13 protein-coding genes are annotated in these 14,699 nt (G+C 52.6%); 3 read left to right on the forward strand and 10 right to left on the reverse strand.

Going from position 1 to position 14,699, the window contains the following annotated elements:
* The first annotated feature begins 23 nt into the window (after positions 1–23).
* Both AC0VXT_RS15170 and AC0VXT_RS15175 read left to right on the forward strand, forming a co-directional pair.
* Positions 24–608 carry a TRAP transporter small permease subunit gene (locus AC0VXT_RS15170; protein WP_475546079.1) on the forward strand — a complete coding sequence of 195 codons (585 nt, stop codon included), beginning with the start codon at positions 24–26 and terminating at the stop codon, positions 606–608.
* A gap of 20 nt (positions 609–628) precedes the next feature.
* Complete coding sequence (locus AC0VXT_RS15175) at positions 629–2,020, forward strand: TRAP transporter large permease (RefSeq protein WP_022732974.1); 1,392 nt, start codon at positions 629–631, stop codon at positions 2,018–2,020.
* Positions 2,021–2,213: 193 nt separating this feature from the next.
* Here AC0VXT_RS15175 and spbR read toward each other — a convergent pair whose 3' ends face one another.
* Positions 2,214–3,350 (reverse strand): SpbR family protein, encoded by a 1,137-nt coding sequence (gene spbR, locus AC0VXT_RS15180; RefSeq protein ID WP_475546080.1) that lies wholly within the window; start codon positions 3,348–3,350, stop codon positions 2,214–2,216.
* Positions 3,351–3,812: 462 nt separating this feature from the next.
* On the opposite strand from spbR, the gene AC0VXT_RS15185 reads away from it, so the two are divergent.
* Positions 3,813–4,211: a c-type cytochrome gene (locus AC0VXT_RS15185; protein WP_475546081.1), complete on the forward strand. Its 399-nt coding sequence runs from the start codon at positions 3,813–3,815 to the stop codon at positions 4,209–4,211.
* Between the two features lie 90 nt (positions 4,212–4,301).
* On the opposite strand, the gene AC0VXT_RS15190 is transcribed toward AC0VXT_RS15185, so the two are convergent.
* The 9 genes from AC0VXT_RS15190 to AC0VXT_RS15230 form a co-directional block, all read right to left on the reverse strand.
* Positions 4,302–5,042, reverse strand: a complete 741-nt coding sequence (locus AC0VXT_RS15190; RefSeq protein ID WP_475546082.1) for a DUF6969 family protein — start codon at positions 5,040–5,042, stop codon at positions 4,302–4,304.
* Positions 5,043–5,298: 256 nt separating this feature from the next.
* A complete protein-coding gene (locus tag AC0VXT_RS15195) occupies positions 5,299–6,171 on the reverse strand; it encodes a formylglycine-generating enzyme family protein (RefSeq protein WP_475546083.1) in 873 nt (290 codons plus the stop codon).
* Positions 6,172–6,397: 226 nt separating this feature from the next.
* On the reverse strand, positions 6,398–6,892 hold the full coding sequence (locus tag AC0VXT_RS15200) for a hypothetical protein (RefSeq protein ID WP_475546084.1): 495 nt from the start codon (positions 6,890–6,892) through the stop codon (positions 6,398–6,400).
* Between the two features lie 43 nt (positions 6,893–6,935).
* Positions 6,936–7,364 carry a universal stress protein gene (locus AC0VXT_RS15205; protein ID WP_022732967.1) on the reverse strand — a complete coding sequence of 143 codons (429 nt, stop codon included), beginning with the start codon at positions 7,362–7,364 and terminating at the stop codon, positions 6,936–6,938.
* 14 nt (positions 7,365–7,378) lie between these two features.
* Positions 7,379–9,982 (reverse strand): TRAP transporter permease, encoded by a 2,604-nt coding sequence (locus tag AC0VXT_RS15210; RefSeq protein ID WP_475546085.1) that lies wholly within the window; start codon positions 9,980–9,982, stop codon positions 7,379–7,381.
* 192 nt (positions 9,983–10,174) lie between these two features.
* On the reverse strand, positions 10,175–11,152 hold the full coding sequence (locus AC0VXT_RS15215) for a TAXI family TRAP transporter solute-binding subunit (RefSeq protein WP_475546086.1): 978 nt from the start codon (positions 11,150–11,152) through the stop codon (positions 10,175–10,177).
* A gap of 205 nt (positions 11,153–11,357) precedes the next feature.
* Positions 11,358–12,188, reverse strand: coding sequence for a beta-keto acid cleavage family enzyme (locus AC0VXT_RS15220; RefSeq protein ID WP_475546087.1), 831 nt, complete (start codon positions 12,186–12,188; stop codon positions 11,358–11,360).
* A complete protein-coding gene (locus AC0VXT_RS15225) occupies positions 12,188–13,564 on the reverse strand; it encodes an aspartate aminotransferase family protein (RefSeq protein WP_475546088.1) in 1,377 nt (458 codons plus the stop codon). The genes AC0VXT_RS15220 and AC0VXT_RS15225 overlap by 1 nt, the downstream gene beginning before the upstream one ends.
* Before the next feature lie 2 nt (positions 13,565–13,566).
* Positions 13,567–14,463 (reverse strand): MurR/RpiR family transcriptional regulator, encoded by an 897-nt coding sequence (locus AC0VXT_RS15230; RefSeq protein WP_475546089.1) that lies wholly within the window; start codon positions 14,461–14,463, stop codon positions 13,567–13,569.
* Between the last annotated feature and the right edge of the window lie 236 nt (positions 14,464–14,699).

A 14,699-nucleotide genomic window follows, 5' to 3' on the forward strand; every position in this document is an offset into this window, starting at 1 on the left:
AAGAGAAGACCCGGGAGTCTCCTATGGAAGCGCTACTAAAAATTAGTGACTGCATTGACGCCGTCGTTTCCCGTATCGGGAAGTGGGCATCCTTGCTGGCGATCCCGCTGATGCTGACGATCATTTATGATGTGATCCAGCGTAAATTTGGCGGTCAGGGATCGATCAAGTTGCAAGAACTCGAATGGCACCTGCACACTGCTCTGTTCATGCTGTGTTTTGGTTTTGGTTATATTCGCGACTCTCATGTCCGTATCGAACTGATCCGTGACAACTTGCGTCCGCGCACCCGCGCCATTGTTGAAATGATCGGCGGCCTTATCTGTGTCCTGCCGTTCTGTGCCTTGGTGCTTTATTTCGGTTTTGATTTTGTCGCCCGCTCCTTTGAAAACCACGAGGTGTCGGCGTCGACAACCGGCTTGACACATCGCTGGATCATCAAATCGACAATCCCCATCGGCTTTGGGCTTCTCGCGATGGCGGGGCTTTCGATATTTATGAAATGCTTCGTCTTTGTCTTTGGACCGACCAACCTGCATAAACGTGCGGGCTATTATGTCGGGACCCACCACGCAGACCTTGGCGACGTCGCCAAGCTCAAAGACTAAGCCGGACAGGGATAACCCAAATGGATAACTTTTATATCGAAGACTGGTTTCCGCTGTTCATGTTTGCCTGTATCGGCATCTTTGTGTTCACGGGTCTTCCGGTTGCATTCGTCATTTCAGGCATCGGGATTGCCTTTGGCTTCCTTGGTATGGCCTATGACGTTTTCTCCTTTATTGAATTTTTCAACATCGTTTCACGCATCTGGGGTGGCATCGCCGAAAATATGGTGATGGTTGCGGTCCCCATGTTCATTTTCATGGGGACGATGCTTGAAAAAAGTGGCGTCGCCGAAGATCTGCTTGAATGCCTGAACATGCTGCTGCGCAAGGTTCCGGGTGGCTTGGCACTTTCGGTTACTCTGATGGGCACCATCATGGCCGCGACCACAGGCATTATCGGCGCATCTGTGGTGATGATGACGCTTCTGGCATTGCCGGTCATGTTACGCCGCAATTACGACCCGTCGCTTGCGACCGGGACAATTGCCGCATCTGGTACCCTTGGCATCCTGATCCCGCCGTCAATTATGCTGGTTCTGATGTCAGACCTTCTGTCGATTTCGGTCGGCAATCTGTTTCTGGCATCGATCATTCCCGGCCTGCTTCTGGCAAGTTTGTACACGGTTTATATCTTTATCCGCTGTCAGATAAACCCGTCACTGGCCCCGCCACTTCCAGAAGGCGAAGCCGTCCACGGCAAAGACCTTGTGATGATGATGCTGCGAAGCTTCCTTCCGCCGGTCTTCCTGATTGTTCTGGTCCTTGGGTCAATCTTTGCAGGCTTCGCCACCCCGACCGAGGCCGCTGGCGTTGGTGCGGTTGGCGCGACCTTCCTTGCATTGGTTAAAGGACGGCTCAAATGGCCGGTCCTTAAGGATGTCTGCGAACGTTCGGCTCTGACCGGGGCAATGCTGTTCTTCCTGTTTGCTGGTGCGACCGTATTCTCATACGTGTTCCGTTCGCTTGGTGGCGATGATCTTGTCATTGATCTGGTTGAACAGGCAGGACTGGGATCATGGGGCATCTTGCTGTTGCTGATGCTGATCGTGTTTATCCTTGGCTTCTTCTTTGACTGGGTTGAGATTACGCTGATTGTTCTGCCGATCTTTGCACCTGTGATCGCACAGCTTGATTTCGGTCATCATCTTGATGTTGGTGGACTTGGCGCAACCGAGACGCAGGTTCTGACCTGGTTTGCGGTCCTTGTGGCGGTAAACTTGCAAACAAGCTTCTTAACCCCGCCGTTCGGGTTCGCCCTGTTTTATCTTAAGGGTGTGGCACCAAAATCGATCTCCATTCAACAGATATACAAAGGCATCATTCCCTTTGTTCTGTTGCAGGTTATCGGCTTGATCCTGGTGATGGCGTTCCCGGAAATTGCCTTGTGGATGCCAAATACCCTGCTTGAGTAGGCATCGGCACAACCACTGACTTTCCCAAAAGGCGCTGTTTTTAAACGGCGCCTTTTTCATTTTGCCAACGCCCCCGTCAATTGACGACTTAAACTCCAGTCACAAAAAAACCGCCCGAAAGCATGTTGCTTAACCTAGCGGTTTCCTGTGACGGTCATGTGATTGATGGCAACGGTGACCGGTTGCGCGGTTGTTACTGATGCATCGCCCGTTCACTGGGTAATTGCAGCATCCTACCCATCAGGTAATCGACGTCATCGGAATCAAATTCGACACCCAGATCACCGTATTGGGTCAAAACCCGTTCGATCATGCGCCGTGAATAACGTTCTTTATCCTGCTCCCCACCATCAAAGGTGGTTTCGCGGGCAACTTCCATCGCGGCACGGACACCGGGAAAGAAATGTTCTGGCAGGTCGGCCTTATTGTAGATCGCCTCAAGCCCGAAAGGCCCGCTGTCATGGATCAGAATGCGGGTATTGATCAACGATACACCGGCACGCCGTGCAAGGGCCGCTTCAAAGAACGATACATCGCCCATGCAAAGCGCACGCAGGATCAAGCCGCTTGTCAAACGGTTGTTGGCATAAAGATGTTCGACCAGAAGTTCGACATCGCGGTCTTCCGCCCCCTCGCCCAGAAGGCCAATGGTGGCACTTTCCTGCGACTGGGTCATCACCGCGTTGACGATGCCCTCGGGGATGTGACCGCGCGAAATAAGTTCTGCGCGCATCCGATCAGACACCAGCGTCACCAAACGTTCGGCAATCGTGATTGGCAAATGATTGCGTTCAATCATTGGTTTTTGGATGCGTTCGTTTTCACCGAACTCTTCGACCACTTTCTGCAACGATATTTCACTGATCTCGGCACCGGCGTTCGAAACCAGATCAACCATCACATCTTCATGGCCAATATCAACAAGGGTTGCTGAAACGATTTCCGACACATGGGCGCGCGACGCAATGGCGCGCTGCTTTTCCACGCTGTCGGTATTATCGCCAATGATATCGACAAGGTCTTCATCATTGAGAACTTCGGAAAACTTCAGGATCGGCAGAGCAACTTCATCAACGTCGCGCGCCAGTGTTGCCACAACATCATGGGGCACAAGCGGCGTTTGCTGAAGATTTTTGGCCAAAGCTTTGCGAACACGGACTTCCGCATCGCGGATCATCAAACGAAAGATATCTTCGGCTAAAATGCGTTCGCTGTCAGACAGAGCTTCTGTTGAAAACTCACGACTGATCTTATCAGCAGTATCCGCACGGTTTGACCCAGACGGGTCTTGAACCAGCTTACTCAGATCTTCTTTGGTGATACGCGGCAATAGATATCTCCTGGCACGCTTACCGGATGGCTGCCAACTAACCTTTTTACACTATACTTGTGGCAGAGTTTCGACAAACATAATTTCCCAAAATTCAGCACAAATACCCGATATTCAATACCCTAGCTCTTTGATCATGTCATCCTCACAGTCAAAATGGCCTTATATCGGGACCATTAACCGCACATGTGACAGATCATTTCAGGCCATGGACCAACGCGCAATCCATCATCAGCATCCCTACGTATTAACTGTCGAAAATTGACTAAACTCAAATCCTGTACGGTTTAGATATGCTAGATGTCGTTATGATTTCTAGAATCTCAACAGCACGGCCTTATTTTTTAAGCACAATGAGCCGCGCTGTTGACCTTCTGGTTACCCAAACGGGTGCTAGGTCCTGACCTTAGTCTATCGATACGTAATCCCGGTCAACGGGAATGAACAAAGAGAGGCCCGATAATGTCACTTTCCCGCAAAATTGCATTCGCCGCCGCGTCCCTTGTCATCCTTGCCGCTGTCCCGGCCGTTGCCGGTGACGCCGAAAATGGCGAGAAACTTTTTAAACGCTGCGCTGCCTGCCACAGTGTCGATGCTGACGTGAACAAGGTTGGCCCAAGCCTGGCTGGCGCTGTCGGTCGCGACTGCGGTACCGTCGATGGATACAAATACGGCAAGGGATACCAAGCTGCGTGTGAAAAAGGTTTTGTCACCGACGAAGCCTTCCTGGCCGATTACCTCAAAGACCCGTCCGCAAAACTCAGTGAAATTGCCGGGTCCAAACAACGTTCGAAAATGGCCTTCAAACTTAAGAAGGATGAAGACGTTGCGGACATGATTGAGTTTCTTAAAACGAAATAATTCAACACCCATATCCCCAAAAACAAAAGGCCGATGCATCTGCGCATCGGCCTTTTGTCATGTCACGACACTCAATCGTTTCCGGTCTTGTCAGGCGGCCTCACGGCGTTGACCCAGTTCAGCACCAATTGCGCGCATCTGTTCGGCAACGGCGATATCTTCTGTCGAGGTTACTTCAAGATCACGATCCTCATAGACATCCCGGTCCGGGTATTCTTCCTGCCAGGATGTGATCCTGGCGTCGCGCTGGCGGATTAAATCTTCGATTTGAGGACGATACAGAACCATCATCCCAGAAATCCAGCGATTAACCGGCCAGGATGGCTGTGCGTGGTCGATGATGAAATTATCAAGCATCGACGTCACGTCGGTGCCGTCATACCAGACCTCGCCGGTGACCCAGCGATTGGTGGTAAACAGTCGCTGGCAAAAGCCAAACTCATCCATGGAAAATGCCACCAGATGCGAAAGCGCATCGTTTGGCCCTTCGGGATACTCAAACCCGTCTATCTGTTTTGGTTTGCAGCTATCGGGCATGCCGCGCGGGCGCATGAAACTATGGAAATGACCATGTTCATCCCATTCACGCCGTTCTTCCTTTGGGTGGGCGTGATAATAAAACTGCGCATGTGATTGACGATCATAAACATCCCCTTCGGGGTAATGCGTCCATTCATAAAATGTCCCGCCCGTCTTGATCAGCTCACCGACGATGTTATCGCTGGTGGCGGTCAAAACCCGATGACATTCCATGACATCACGCCCCGCAGCCAACATTTTTTCCAGTCGGCCCGTTGGAATGGATGTCCAGTCGATTGCTATTTCACTCATATCAGCACCAGTGTCTTTGCGATCCGCTTTCTATATCCGCAAAGGCAGAAATATCCGCACTCTGGTCATTCCGACCAATTAATCTCGATCAAGAGTTAGTGATTTCAACGTGCTTTGCAACAAGGATCAAGCAATGGATTTCAGTTTTATACTGATTATTCCATTATAAAATACGCACATGAACCCTGTAGTCCATATTATGTGGCCGTGTTTTTGGCGCGGGATTTAGGGGCTGAAGGCAATTCAATGGCTAAAATCAGTCGAGATACATCACGCGAAAGCCGATCAGAATATGTCTGAGATGTTCAGGCCGCGCATGACGGGCGGCCGGGCGGCAGACACCACAACCACGGTCATCCCACGACCCGCCTTTGACAAAGCGATACCCCGCCTGTCCGGACGTTGATGTCCATTCGAACACCTGTCCAACACCATCCAAAAGACCAAACGGCCCGGCATCATATTGCCCGACAGGCGTTGTATCAAAGGGGCCACGATCACCACTGTTTAAAAGGGTCGGGTCATAGATATTACCCCACGGATAGAAGGTTCCCTCTTCCCCGCGAACAGCCTTTTCCCAGTAAAGTTCACTGGGCAATGACCAGTTTTTCCCGGTTTTTTCACTTAGCCATTCCACATAGGCCTGTGCATCCTGCCAGGACACCAGCACCACAGGATGATTGCCGCGTCCTTTGGGGGGGCGCCCCTTTTTCCACAGGAAAGGCGCGATCGTATCGTAATTGTAAATCAGCCCCTGTCTGTCCCATTCATCCTTGCTGATGTCAGGGGCAGCATGACCTGTTGCCTTGATAAACGCGGCGTAATCATCGTTGGTCACCGGGGTCTTGGAAATATGGTAGGGCAGAAGATGAACGCGCCATTTGTCGGCTTCGATATCATACCATCTATTGCGGCGGCTAATGTCGTGGCCATAGACCTGCTCGTCAATATCATAGGCATATGAGCGTTCGATCCCATCAGACCCCTGCCAAAACCAACCCGCCGGGATTTCGACCATGGATGGTTCCGTGACAGAACCCGATTGCGCAAAAGCACCACCTGAAAACGCCAAAAGGCATACCGCTACGAAAAACTTTTGAACAATTGCAGCTTTAACACTGTTTTTCATCGGTAATTCCCGTTTTGCCCGGATCCCATTCTCACGGATTATTCAACCCGCCAAGCAGCAGAACCCAACTTAGCCCGTTATCATCAACATGATGAAATTTGACCGGCTTTTCAATAAGTTTGGCCCGTTTATTCCCCGTCTGGCCTTCGACTTTACCCAAGATACGGGGATTGGCATATAAACACCGAACCCCCGCCCCACACGGGGCTGTCACAGAACAGTGAAACTATGTGACGCCGCCTCCCAGATGATTTGCGCCATAGTCGGCGTGGCTTGAGGACGTTAGCTCAATCACGCTCCTTCCGACATTTAATGACAGCATCTTCAGAGAGGCAATAATGACCAAGAAAACAAACCGTTTCGCCCAAACCGCCCTTATCCCGGCACTTGCCGTTGGCGCCAGCCTCGCAATGGCCGCCCCGATGGCGATGGCCGCACCGCTGCCCACCCCGACCGCAGAAGTCGCAACCTGCACGGCAAATCCCTGTGCAGCCAACCCATGTGCTGCGAACCCATGCACGGCAAACCCGTGTGCCGCCAATCCGTGTGCGGCGAAAAAGGTCGTTAATCCCTGCAGCCCGTGCAGCCCATGCGCAGCCAACCCCTGTGCGGCCGCGAACCCATGTGCGGCAAATCCGTGCGCCGCTAACCCATGTGCTGCGAAATAATCACGCACACCCAAATATTTTCCTGATGACAAAAAGGGGCGATGCATTTGCATCGCCCCTTTCCTATATCGTTTTTACGCCTTGTTCAGGATGCAGCTATTCGCGCACAACCATCACAGAACAGTCTGCATGACGAACAACACGCGCAGCATTCGGCCCCAGAAGGTAATCCTTGAGTTCCGGACGATGTGCCCCAATCACGATCAGATCGCATTTGGTTTTTTTCGCCATTTTCAGGATCACTTCGTAAACCGTTCCCTGCCCGATGATGTGCTGCACCTTGATATCGTTCGGAATATGCTCTGATACGAACTCATGCAGACGCTCATTATAGGCATCAAGAACCTTGGTCTCGTAGCCCTTCGGAAAGAACTGCCCGACCATCGACATACCCACCGTGGGCACCACGGTCAGAACGTGAAGACGTGCGCCAAAACTTTGCGCCTGCTTGATCGCAACCGGAACCGCCTTTTTCCACGACGAGTCATGATCAAGATCCACTGTAACCAGAATATCCTTATACATGAACCTGGCCCTCCTTAAGCCGCTTCAAGCGCCAATTCGGCGCGACGACGACGGCGTTGCAGAACGATGATCCCACCCAGCAACAAGAACGCCGGGATATAGAACACCTCTTTGGGCATACGGCTGGCTTCCACCTTGATCGCGGTGATTTCAAAATCGAAATCAAGCCCCGCTTTCTTGGCCGGGCCACCAAACACCAGATCATCGATAAAGATCTTCCCGTCTTCGTCACGGACCGAAAGACCTGCGTTATACAGACGATCTTCACCCGATGCTTCCGGCCCCAAAGGCAACATCACAGATTTGGCGACGTCGTCACCTTCCAGACTGATGCCCTCAACATCCAGAAGGATGCTGGTATTGGCCGGCATTTCCGCCGCTTTTTGCACAATTTCTGTCGCGGGAAGGTTTTCATAAGGCGGCTCGATCATATCAAGCCAGAACCCCGGACGGAACAAACTGAACGCAATCAGCAGAAGTGCTGCACTTTCCCACAGTTTCGATCGGGCAAAGAAATACCCTTGCGTCGCGGCGGCAAAGATCAACATGGCAATCGTTGATATGATAATCACCACCACCACATCGATCGGGTGATCCAGACCAATCATCAAAAGCTGCGTATTGAACAGGAACAAGAACGGCAAAACGGCTGTGCGCATCGAATAGAAAAATGCGACAAAACCGGTCTTCATCGGATCGGCACCTGATATCGCGGCCGCGGCAAAGGACGCCAGCCCCACCGGCGGAGTAACATCGGCCATGATCCCGAAATAGAACACGAACAGATGGACCGCAATCAGCGGCACGATCAATCCGTTTGCCGCCCCAAGTTCGACAATCACCGGCGCCATCAGGCTCGACACCACGATATAGTTCGCCGTGGTCGGCAACCCCATACCAAGGATCAGACTGATCACGGCGGTAAAGATCAGGATCAGCATCAAGTTGCCGCCCGAAATCAGTTCGACGAACTCAACCATCACCTGACCGATCCCGGTCAGCGACACGGTGCCGACAATAATACCGGCCGCTGCGGTTGCAACACCAATGCCGATCATGTTGCGCGCACCGGTCGCCAAACCATCTACAACGTCAATCAAACCAGCACGCAGCTCGTTCATATAATCAGGTTGCTTACGGAAGAACGCCTTTACCGGACGCTGGGTCATCATGATGAAGATCATCAGAACCGTCGCCCAAAACGCCGACAGCCCCGGTGATTTCAACTCAATCATCAGGAACCAGACCAAAACCACAACCGGCAACAGGTAATGCAAACCAGCCTTCGCCGTTTCGCCTAGTTCCGGCAGCTTGACCACCGGCTGATTGGGATCATCAAGCTCAAGATCAGGGTATTTCGCTGCATAATACAGGCCTGCAAAATACACCACGGCACATTCGATAGCGACAATCCAGCCAACCCCGTCACCAAACACCTGTTTCTGTAACGTGATGGCGTAATAAATCACCCCGGACAGAACAACCAGCGACAAGATAAACAGCAACGAGCGCATCATCGTCTGACCAAGTGTCGAGGTATGAAGCTTTGGCAGGCCTTTCATATTGGCCTTGAGCGCCTCAAGATGGACGATGTAAATCAGCGCGATATAGGAAATCGTTGCCGGCAGGAAGGCGTGTTTGATGACTTCCGGATACGAAATGCCGACATATTCCACCATCAGGAAGGCCGCAGCCCCCATGACCGGCGGCATGATCTGCCCGTTCACCGAGGATGCCACTTCAACCGCACCGGCCTTCTCGCCCGAGAAACCAACACGCTTCATCAGCGGGATGGTAAAGGTCCCGGTGGTGACCACGTTGGCAATCGAGGACCCTGAAATCAAACCGGTCATGGCCGATGACAGAACGGCTGCTTTCGCCGGACCACCGCGCATATGACCAAGGGCGGCAAACGCGACCTTGATGAAATAGTTGCCTGCCCCGGCTTTATCAAGCAACGAGCCAAACAGCACAAACAGGAACACAAAGCTGGTTGAAACGCCAAGTGCAATCCCGAACACGCCTTCGGTGGTGATCCACTGGTGCGACATCGCCTTGGAGAAACTCGCCCCCGCCCATTGCAGGACATCGGGCACCCAAACAGCATTCCCAAAGAACACATAAGCAAGGAACAGCATTGCCACACACATCAAAGGTGGGCCAAGTGCGCGGCGAGTGGCTTCAAGCAACAGAACCAAACCGACCCCTGCCACCACAAGGTCCTGCTTAATCGGCAGGCCCGGGCGGTCGGACAAATCCCGATAGAAGATATAAATGTACGCAGCACATAAAGCACCGACAGATGCCAGAACCCAGTCAAAAATGGGGATATAGCTGCGCGGTGAATTCTTAAACGCCGGATAGGCCATAAATGCGAGGAAAATGGCAAACGCCAAATGGATCGACCGTGCTTCGGTCGAATTCAGCACACCAAAATTGAACATGAATGGCAGCGGCGAAGCATACCACAGCTGGAACAAGGACCATGCAACGGCAAGCCACAGCAAAATCTGTGCGGTCAAACCACTTGGCTGGCGGGCACCTGTATCGCTTTCTGCAATCAGGTCCTGCAACCCCTGATCAACGGATACATTGTCCCCATTTTTGTTTTCGGTCATCACAAACTCCCGGTCATTACGAAAGCAATCTGCACTGGTAGCCCAGAAACAAAAAGCCTCCGTCGACACACACCCGGTCGCCCACGGAGTACTCAAACACCAAAGTTACGGTGTAATCATTATTCAATTTTTAGTCCCCGATAGGCGCAAGAAGAAAACGGAGGGCAAGTTTGCCCTCCGTTCGCAGCGAGATTACATCAAGCCTGCTTCTTTGTAGTACTTCGCAGCACCGTCATGCAGCGGAGCCGACAGGCCGTCCTTGATCATTTCTTCTTTTTTCAGGACGGAGAATGCCGGGTGCAGCTTTTTGAAATCATCGAAGTTTTCAAAGACTGCTTTGACAACATGATAAACAACGTCAGCATCGGTTTTGGTCGAGGACACAAAGGTTGCGCCAACACCAAAGGTCTGAACATCATCAGGATTGCCGCGATACATGCCACCCGGAATGGTCGCAACACGGTAATACGGGTTATCCGCAACCAATTTGTCGATGGCCGGACCTGCAACTTCTACCAGAACCGAATCACAGGCAGTCGTTGCTTCCTGGATCGACCCGGACGGATGACCAACGGTGTAGATCATGGCATCGATCTTGTTGTCACACAGAGCCTGGGACTGTTCAGCAGGCTTCAGTTCGGACGCCAGTGCAAAGTCATCAAGAGACCAGCCTTTGGCTTCAAGAACAACGTCCATAGTGCCGCGCTGGCCTGAACCCGGGTTACCGATGTTCACGCGTTTGCCCTTGAGATCGTCAAAGGTTTTGATGCCGGAATCTGCACGCGCAACAACCGTGAACGGCTCCGGATGAACCGAGAACACTGCACGAAGGTCTTCGAACGGACCAAGATCTTCGAATTTCGAAGTGCCGTTATACGCATGGAACTGCCAGTCGGACTGGGCAACACCCATGTCAAGTTCGCCAGAACGGATGGTGTTGATGTTGTAAACCGAACCACCCGTGGACTCGACCGAGCAACGAATGCCGTGCTCTTTACGGTCTTTGTTCACCAGACGGCAGATCGCACCACCGGTCGGATAGTAAACGCCCGTTACGCCACCGGTACCGATGGTGATGAAACGGTTTTCCTGTGCCGACGCCTGACCGGCGAAGAGCGAGGCACCTGCAATCGCAGCAACTGCACCCGCTACAGCAATAAGTTTTTTCATTAGGAATAGCTCCCTTGTACACCCTATTATTACGAATTCAACCGCTCCGCGTGGAACCGAAGAATCACATAGAAACATCAGATAAATCAGATGTTTCGACGGCGGGATTATAGGTATCGGAACACCGAATTAAAAGCCTATAAAGCCCGAAACCTCCTGATAGAATTTAAATTTTCTGCACTTGTGCCGCCAAGACTGGCCACAGCTACCATACGGGGTGCATGATCTGCTTGGCCTCTTCGCCCGTCGCGATTTTTCGCGCCATAAGGCGGGCACCCTCGCGCGCCTGAGCAATTAACGCAGCATTATGGCCCGCAGGCGATCCGTCAACCAAAAGATGATTATTTTCAAATCCAATGCGCGCATGCCCGCCCAATCCGGCGCCAGTCAGGATACAGGCATTCTCAAACGCCCCAAACGCACACACCATCCACGTAGAGATATAAGAACTCGTTCCGATGAATGGCAATAAATCAGCAGGATCAGATACCTGATCCTGTGTATACCGGCCCAATACAAACAAAACCGGAAACTTTTCCCCCGGCAAAACTCCGGTTTCCACCAGTTGGTTAAACCGCCTGACGTCATCAGAGGCATAAAGAATGAACTGCGGGGAAATTTTGGCTTCGCGCATGAAGGCAAAGAATGATTTTAGCACATTCACGTCAAAACCATCCGGTGCGATTTCACGAATGGCAATCGACACCGCTTCGGGCACAAGCCCCCGGACCATCGCCATCTGATCATCGGCACCATACATGCCGACCGCCTCGGTAGTGACCTGCAAAACCATATCATCACCAACCGATGCACGAACTTCGGTCAGCATTTCGCGATACCGCCCAACATCAAGGCTATGTTTCTGATCCTCATCACGGACATGCAAATGCATCATCGCCGCACCGGCCTGCTTGCACGCAAGGGCCGTTTGGGCAACTTCGGCCGGTGTAATCGGGATGTTGGGCACATCGGCCTTGGTTTTTCGCGCGCCATTCGGGGCTGCGGCAATCACAAACGGTGTCTGGCCATATGCCATTATGCCAGTCCTTCTGCGGCAAAGACGTCATCAAGGGCGGCGGCAAAAAGATCAACAATCTTGGCAACATCACCCTCAGTCACAATAAACGCCGGGGCAAACAACACATGATCGCCGCGCACCCCGTCAATTGTCCCACCCATTGGATAGGCCATCAGCCCACGCGCAAAGGCCGCCTTCTTAATCTTGGCATTGATTTTTATATTGGGGTCAAACGGGTCTTTGGTTTCGCGGTTGGCCACCAGTTCCACCCCGCGAAACAGGCCCCGTCCGCGAATGTCCCCAACAAACGGATGCTGCCCCAGTTTGGCCCGAAGGCCATCGGCAAGATTTTCGCCCTGTTTGACAACATTACTCAAAAGATCACGCTCCCGAATGGCGCGCTGGGTTGCCAGGGCCGCCGCACAGGCCGTCGCATGCCCCTGATAGGTATGCCCATGCTGGAAAAACCCGGAACCGTTGGCGATGGCATCATTGATTTTCTTTGAAACCAGAACCGCACCAATTGGCTGATACCCCGCCCCTAACCCCTTGGCGATGGTTTGTATATCGCCTGAAATGCCTTCCTGCTCAATCGCGTGCAGCGTGCCGGTTCGGCCCATGCCACACATGACTTCATCAAGGATCAGCAACACACCATACTGATCACAAATCTCGCGCACGCGCTTGAAATACCCCGACACTGGCGCCACCGCACCCGATGTCGCGCCGACAACCGGCTCGGCAACAAAGGCGGCAACGTTTTGTGCGCCCAGTTCAAGGATTGCGGTTTCCAATTCATTGGCAACGCGAAGACCGTATTCGGCATCGGTTTCGCCGTCGCGCTGATCACGATATTGGTACACTGGCGCGATATGGGTTGCTGTGATCAAAAGCGGTTCAAACTGTTGGCGGCGCCACATATTGCCGCCGACCGACAACGCCCCCAGCGTATTGCCATGATAGGACTGCCTGCGCGCAATAACGTATTTCCGGTCCGGCTGCCCGATTTCAAGATAATATTGCCGCGCCAATTTAAGTGCGGCCTCGGTTGCCTCCGACCCGCCCGACACGAAATAAACCTTATCCATCCCATCGGGTGCATGGGCAATCAGGTCATCGGCCAGTTCTTCCATCGCATCGGATGAAAAGAACCCGGAATGGGCATAGGCAATCTGATCAATCTGGGCATGCATGGCCGCCCGCACATCGACATCGGAATGTCCAAGGCACGACACCGCCGCCCCACCGCAGGCATCCAGATAACTTTTGCCATTCTCGTCAAAGATATAAATCCCCTCGCCCCGGACCGCACGCGGCGGGGTCGCGACACTGCTGCGATGAAGCACACGGGTTTTGGCATTGGGGGCAGATGGGATGTTTGATGCATGCGTCATGATCAGGAATTCCGTTTGGGGCTGGGATCTTCGACATAGGTGTCAAAGGCTGCAAGTTGTTCTTCTGCTGTGGCAATCCGCTCCAGGGCCTTTTGCCCACCGCGCGCCACAAGCAGGGCAACAATCGCCTGCACAAGCGACACCGCCGCGGTAAAGCTTTGGAAAAAGGACTGGGATGTATCTGAAACGATCAGTTTGATCATCGCATCAAATGCGATCGGCGCGACGTCGGAATCACAAATGGCAATCACCGGGCAATGCTGGCTGCGCGCATAGTCAACCGCGCGCACCGTATCGCGAATATACGGACGTGCACCGATGGCAATCATCACATCGCGGCGGTTGATCCCGCGCAACTGATCGCCAAAGGCACCCGACCGGCCATCGACCAGAACCACATTGTCGCGAAACAACCGATAGGCATAGGCAAACTGATAGGCCGCCGGATAGGCCGCCCCGCGCCCGACGACAAAAACCTGTCGCGCATTTTCAATCGCGGCACAGGCGTCGATGGTACGCCCCCGCAATTCCGCCCCAAACGCCTTGTCGATATTCTCAATTTCGGTGCGTGCGATGCTTTCGAGCAAATGCTGATCGCGATCCACATCCTGCGAGACATTCTGGGTTTCACGCGCCCGGTTGGCATAACTTGCCGGAAGATCAAGCAAACGGTTCTGATAATGATCGCGAAACTGTTGCCAGGTATCGACACCAATGGCCGTCATCAGGCGCGTGACCGTGCTGGGCGGAACATCGGCGGCCCGCGCAAGGGCCCGCATTGAGCGCAGGGCAACATCATTGGGATGATCAAGAATATAGCGCGCCGCCTTCTGCATCTGCGGACTTAACTTCCCATAATCAGATATCAGTTTTTCGCGCAAATCCGCATGAAGCCCCATCGGTCAGACACCTTTGTTCACATGACCGGGCAATTACGCCACAAGCCATGCCCGACCTCAACAATTGTTTCATTTAACACATTTTTTGAAACAGTTGTTTTGCCATTCTGTTTCGTGGCGGCGGGCGGCTTCGCCGCTACATCTGTTAAAAAATATGGACTTATTAGAAAAAAATGTAACAATGTCCGAAATCAAAAATGAAACCTATGCGTTTCAGACAACAACACTATTTACCT

This window comes from Thalassospira sp. Z349TD_5 (assembly GCF_056173045.1).

What these genes read in the sequence shown, in the direction of transcription:
- AC0VXT_RS15170 (WP_475546079.1), top strand. Translation starts at nt 24, where the DNA reads ATGGAAGCGCTACTAAAAATTAGTGACTGCATTGACGCCGTCGTTTCC.
- AC0VXT_RS15175 (WP_022732974.1), top strand. Translation starts at nt 629, where the DNA reads ATGGATAACTTTTATATCGAAGACTGGTTTCCGCTGTTCATGTTTGCC.
- AC0VXT_RS15185 (WP_475546081.1), top strand. Translation starts at nt 3,813, where the DNA reads ATGTCACTTTCCCGCAAAATTGCATTCGCCGCCGCGTCCCTTGTCATC.
- AC0VXT_RS15190 (WP_475546082.1), bottom strand. Translation starts at nt 5,042, where the DNA reads ATGAGTGAAATAGCAATCGACTGGACATCCATTCCAACGGGCCGACTG.
- AC0VXT_RS15195 (WP_475546083.1), bottom strand. Translation starts at nt 6,171, where the DNA reads ATGAAAAACAGTGTTAAAGCTGCAATTGTTCAAAAGTTTTTCGTAGCG.
- AC0VXT_RS15200 (WP_475546084.1), bottom strand. Translation starts at nt 6,892, where the DNA reads ATGCAAATGCATCGCCCCTTTTTGTCATCAGGAAAATATTTGGGTGTG.
- AC0VXT_RS15205 (WP_022732967.1), bottom strand. Translation starts at nt 7,364, where the DNA reads ATGTATAAGGATATTCTGGTTACAGTGGATCTTGATCATGACTCGTCG.
- AC0VXT_RS15210 (WP_475546085.1), bottom strand. Translation starts at nt 9,982, where the DNA reads ATGACCGAAAACAAAAATGGGGACAATGTATCCGTTGATCAGGGGTTG.
- AC0VXT_RS15215 (WP_475546086.1), bottom strand. Translation starts at nt 11,152, where the DNA reads ATGAAAAAACTTATTGCTGTAGCGGGTGCAGTTGCTGCGATTGCAGGT.
- AC0VXT_RS15220 (WP_475546087.1), bottom strand. Translation starts at nt 12,188, where the DNA reads ATGGCATATGGCCAGACACCGTTTGTGATTGCCGCAGCCCCGAATGGC.
- AC0VXT_RS15225 (WP_475546088.1), bottom strand. Translation starts at nt 13,564, where the DNA reads ATGACGCATGCATCAAACATCCCATCTGCCCCCAATGCCAAAACCCGT.
- AC0VXT_RS15230 (WP_475546089.1), bottom strand. Translation starts at nt 14,463, where the DNA reads ATGGGGCTTCATGCGGATTTGCGCGAAAAACTGATATCTGATTATGGG.